This is a genomic window from Deltaproteobacteria bacterium (genome assembly GCA_019308905.1).
Classification (GTDB): domain Bacteria; phylum Desulfobacterota; class BSN033; order WVXP01; family WVXP01; genus JAFDHF01.
The window spans coordinates 1-3626 of the sequence record JAFDHF010000127.1; the positions used below are offsets into that span (position 1 = coordinate 1).

Here is a 3626-nt window from a genome sequence, read left to right on the forward strand (position 1 = left end):
CCTTTATCCTGGGCATGACACTTGCCATCTGCTTAAACACCAAAATGAAGTTCCGGGATCTCTTCAGGGTCTGGATTCTTATTCCCTGGGCAGTTCCCTCTGTGGTGACTGCCATCATTTTCAAATGGTTCTTCAACGATATCTATGGGGCGGCTAACGACCTCCTCATGCAGCTCGGCATCATCTCGGCTCCTGTGGCATGGCTTGCGGTCAAGACCTATGCCATGCCTATTCTGATCTTCTGCGATGCATGGGGGCGCATTCCCTTTGTGACGGTTGTAATTCTTGCCGGCCTCCAGACGGTTCCCAAGGAGCTCTACGAAGCGGCAAAGATCGATGGTGCAACCGATACGAAGCTTTTCTTTCACATCACCATTCCTTACATCAAGGGAGCTATCCTGGTTGCTCTCCTGGTTACGTCCATGTTCTCCTTCCGCGTGGTGGCCCTGATGTTGACTCTCACCGGCGGTGGCCCAGGGGACAACACCAAGCTCCTATCGGCTTACGTGTACGAAACCGCATTCCGGCGACTGGAGTTTGGATACTCATCGGCCCTTTCAGTGGTCATGCTCCTACTTATCGCTATCATATGCCTGGCGTATATCTACTTTTTGAGATCAGAGGTGAAAGAATAGATGGACCGGCAGAGAAGGCTTCATGACACCGGGGTTGGCCCCGGGAAGTATGGAAAAGGAGAGACGAGAGTATGACCAGGAAAAAGGCCATCTCCTACATCATCGTAATCGTCTTTCTCATAGTCACGGAAGTCCCGGTCTACTACATCGTTCTAACGGCCTTCAGGCCTTCGGAAGAGATATACAAGACAGACATATCCTGGGCACCGACCAAATTGACCATGAAGAACTTCCGGACCATCTTTGGCTATGCCTTCGAGGCTCAGTATAGCTTTGTTGCTTATGTCCGCAACTCTCTTTTTATTTCAACCATTTCCACGCTTCTCATCGTTTCCATGGGAGCCCTCTCGGCCTACTGCTTCAGCAAGTTTCAGTTCAAATGGAACGTTGTTCTGTTGCTCCTCATCCTTGTCTCGAGGTTGATTCCACCGATTTCGCTGGTCGTCCCTTTTTTCAAGGTGGCAACAGGCTTGAGGATCGTCGATACCTGGACAGCACTGATACTGACAAACATTTACATGTACCTCCCCTTCTCGGTGTGGCTCCTCAAGGGGTTTTTCGACACCATCCCCAAGGATCTCGTCGATTCGGCCAAGATCGACGGCTGCACGAACTTCGGGGCTTTCTGGAGGGTAATGTTCCCCATAGCCGGCCCTGGGGTAGCAGCGGCAGCGATTCTGGCTTTCCTTTTCTCCTGGAACGAATTCCTCTTTCCCCTGATCCTGACCAGTACCGAAGCGGCAAAGACCATCCCTGTCGGACTCTACGATTTCGTGGGGGACCAATACGTGGACTATGGCAGCATGGCGGCGGCGACGATTGTCGCTTCTCTCCCAGCAGTCGTGTTTGTCACCTTCTTCTCGAGATACATCGTATCAGGACTCCTTGCAGGGGCGGTCAAGCACTGAAATCCGGAAGGGAGGTTCAGCAACGACCGTGGAACATCGGATCAAACTGGCCTATTGTGTGGCCACACCCGAGTTGCGGGTCGACGAGAGCGTTACGGCCTACCAAGGGGACATGAATAGGGCCTTTCAAAGACTCAGGGAACTCGGGTACGACGGTGCCGAGCTGATGACCAAGGATCCGAACCGCTTTGACGGCGAGATGGTTCACCGGCTAGCGGACAAGTACGGGATCGAGATTCCTGTCCTCTGTACCGGTGAAGTCTACGGACAGGACCTTCTCTCCTTCATGGACCCTGATATGTCCATACGGAGAGAAGCCATCAGGCGGACCGAGCAAATCATCGATTTGGCCTCATCCTTCGGTGCCAAGGTGAACATCGGAAGACTCAGGGGGCGGTTTTCCCGGGAGATCCCCAGAGAACGGTCTCTCCAGTGGATGTACAGTGCTTTTGAGGAGGTCACGGATTACGCCGCCACGCGAGGGGTCACCATGATCCTTGAACCTGTGGCACGAATCGCCTGCAATAACATCAATTCTACCCAGGACGGCATCGAGACGGTGAGGCGTGTAGGGAGAGACAACTTCAGACTCATGCTCGACGTATTTCACATGAACCTCGAAGACAAATCCATGGAAGAGAGCTTTGACAGGGCAAAGTCCTACCTCGCCCACATCCATCTGTGCGATTCGAACAGGCTCGCCCCTGGAAGAGGCAATCTCGATTTCAATAAGATCATGGCGGCCATCAAGAGAATCGACTATCATGGCTATGTCTCTGCCGAAATCACCCAGTTCCCGACTCAGGACACGGCCCTTGAGGAAACCGTCAAGGTCTTGAGGCCCCTTCTTTAGCCTCCGACAAAGATCGATGGTAACAGGGGCAGGGGCCAAGGCACCTGCCATGGGACCGGTGCCAGAGGCCTTCCTCCTCAATCCGGGAAGACGCCATCATCCTGGCCGGCGGCGTATCGTTTTTTTCTGGCCAGTACCTTGATGAACCCCCAGACCGTAATCAAGGCTGCCAGGAAGAAAAGAATCCCGTAAAGGTGATCTGCCAAATAGACGAGCCAAGTTGTCCCTCTTCTCAGATGCTCCAGCCATTGCCTTTCGAGCTTCTCCAGGGGGACCGAAAGGGTCTTCAGAAAGGCTCCCTTCACTCCTCCACCGTTCCTCAATTGGTTGAGCATATCCAGAACAGCCTCTCTCCCGTATTCACTGCTGACATACTCGACAAAACTCCTGCTCTCTTCATAGGCAAGCAGGAGGGATCTCCTGTCTCCAGGAAAGCCCTCCGCCAACCGGTCCAGAGGGATACACCTTCCCGTTAGTGCGGCTCCCCTGAGAAGCGACCGGCCACCAGTGGTGACCATCTCTGACACACCTTCGCTCACCCACTGTGAGATCCCCTCATCAAGCCATCTGGGCAGGTTTCCTTTCGGGATGTAGCGGTGGAGCAAGAGATGGCACAACTCGTGCTTCAGGGTCATCGAAAGAGTAAAGACACCCCTATTCATCCTCGAGTAGTCGATGACCACCAGTTCTCCCTCGGGCACCGCATAGGCGGCAAAATAATTGCTTCCTGCCATGTCTTGGAATTTCCGCCTCTCTCCGATGAGCAAGATCTTCGGCCTGAAATCCACCCTCCACCCCAGGGTTTCTTCCAGTTCCGCTTTTACCCCGGGATAGAAGTCCACCACCTCCCGGGCCACGGCTCCGAGCGGCTCTTCATCAAAGAGAACGATCACGTCTCCTGTCCCGACGAGAGCCTTCTGTTCTGTTCCGTGGAGGGGCTCTGAAAGGCAGACGAGAAGAAGCAACAACAAGAAGGAGGGCCTTTTCATGGCGTCACATCGTGGCAGCCGGTTCGGGCACTGATACCGGGCAAAACGGAGAGATCCAGGGCTCATCCGCCCTTTGGTTCTTCTAACCTGTTATCCCAGACAAGTCAACTTCAAAGAATCTGGAGTTTCCTGCCATAGGTCGAAAGGGAGCAAGCCCGCACCGGCGGGCGATGAAAGTGAAGAAACTCCAGGGAGAGCCGGTCAGATTCGGAGCGGCATGACGGAGCAAGTAGAGGAACCC

General features: G+C 54.0%; 4 protein-coding genes. 3 read left to right on the top strand and 1 reads right to left on the bottom strand.

Features of this window, described 5'->3' with window-relative positions; all coding sequences use genetic code 11:
• From JRJ26_20345 to JRJ26_20355, 3 genes are all read left to right on the top strand, one after another.
• Positions 1-635, top strand: a 635-nt coding sequence (locus JRJ26_20345) for a sugar ABC transporter permease (protein MBW2059840.1), incomplete at its 5' end; no start/stop codon positions are given.
• Positions 636-706: 71 nt separating this feature from the next.
• Positions 707-1543, top strand: a complete 837-nt coding sequence (locus tag JRJ26_20350; GenBank protein ID MBW2059841.1) for a carbohydrate ABC transporter permease — start codon at positions 707-709, stop codon at positions 1541-1543.
• Positions 1544-1571: 28 nt separating this feature from the next.
• Entirely contained in the window at positions 1572-2396 is an 825-nt protein-coding gene (locus JRJ26_20355; GenBank protein MBW2059842.1) for a sugar phosphate isomerase/epimerase, read from the top strand.
• Positions 2397-2473: 77 nt separating this feature from the next.
• Here the strand turns inward: JRJ26_20355 and JRJ26_20360 are convergent, their stop codons facing one another.
• Entirely contained in the window at positions 2474-3451 is a 978-nt protein-coding gene (locus JRJ26_20360; GenBank protein MBW2059843.1) for a hypothetical protein, read from the bottom strand.
• Between the last annotated feature and the right edge of the window lie 175 nt (positions 3452-3626).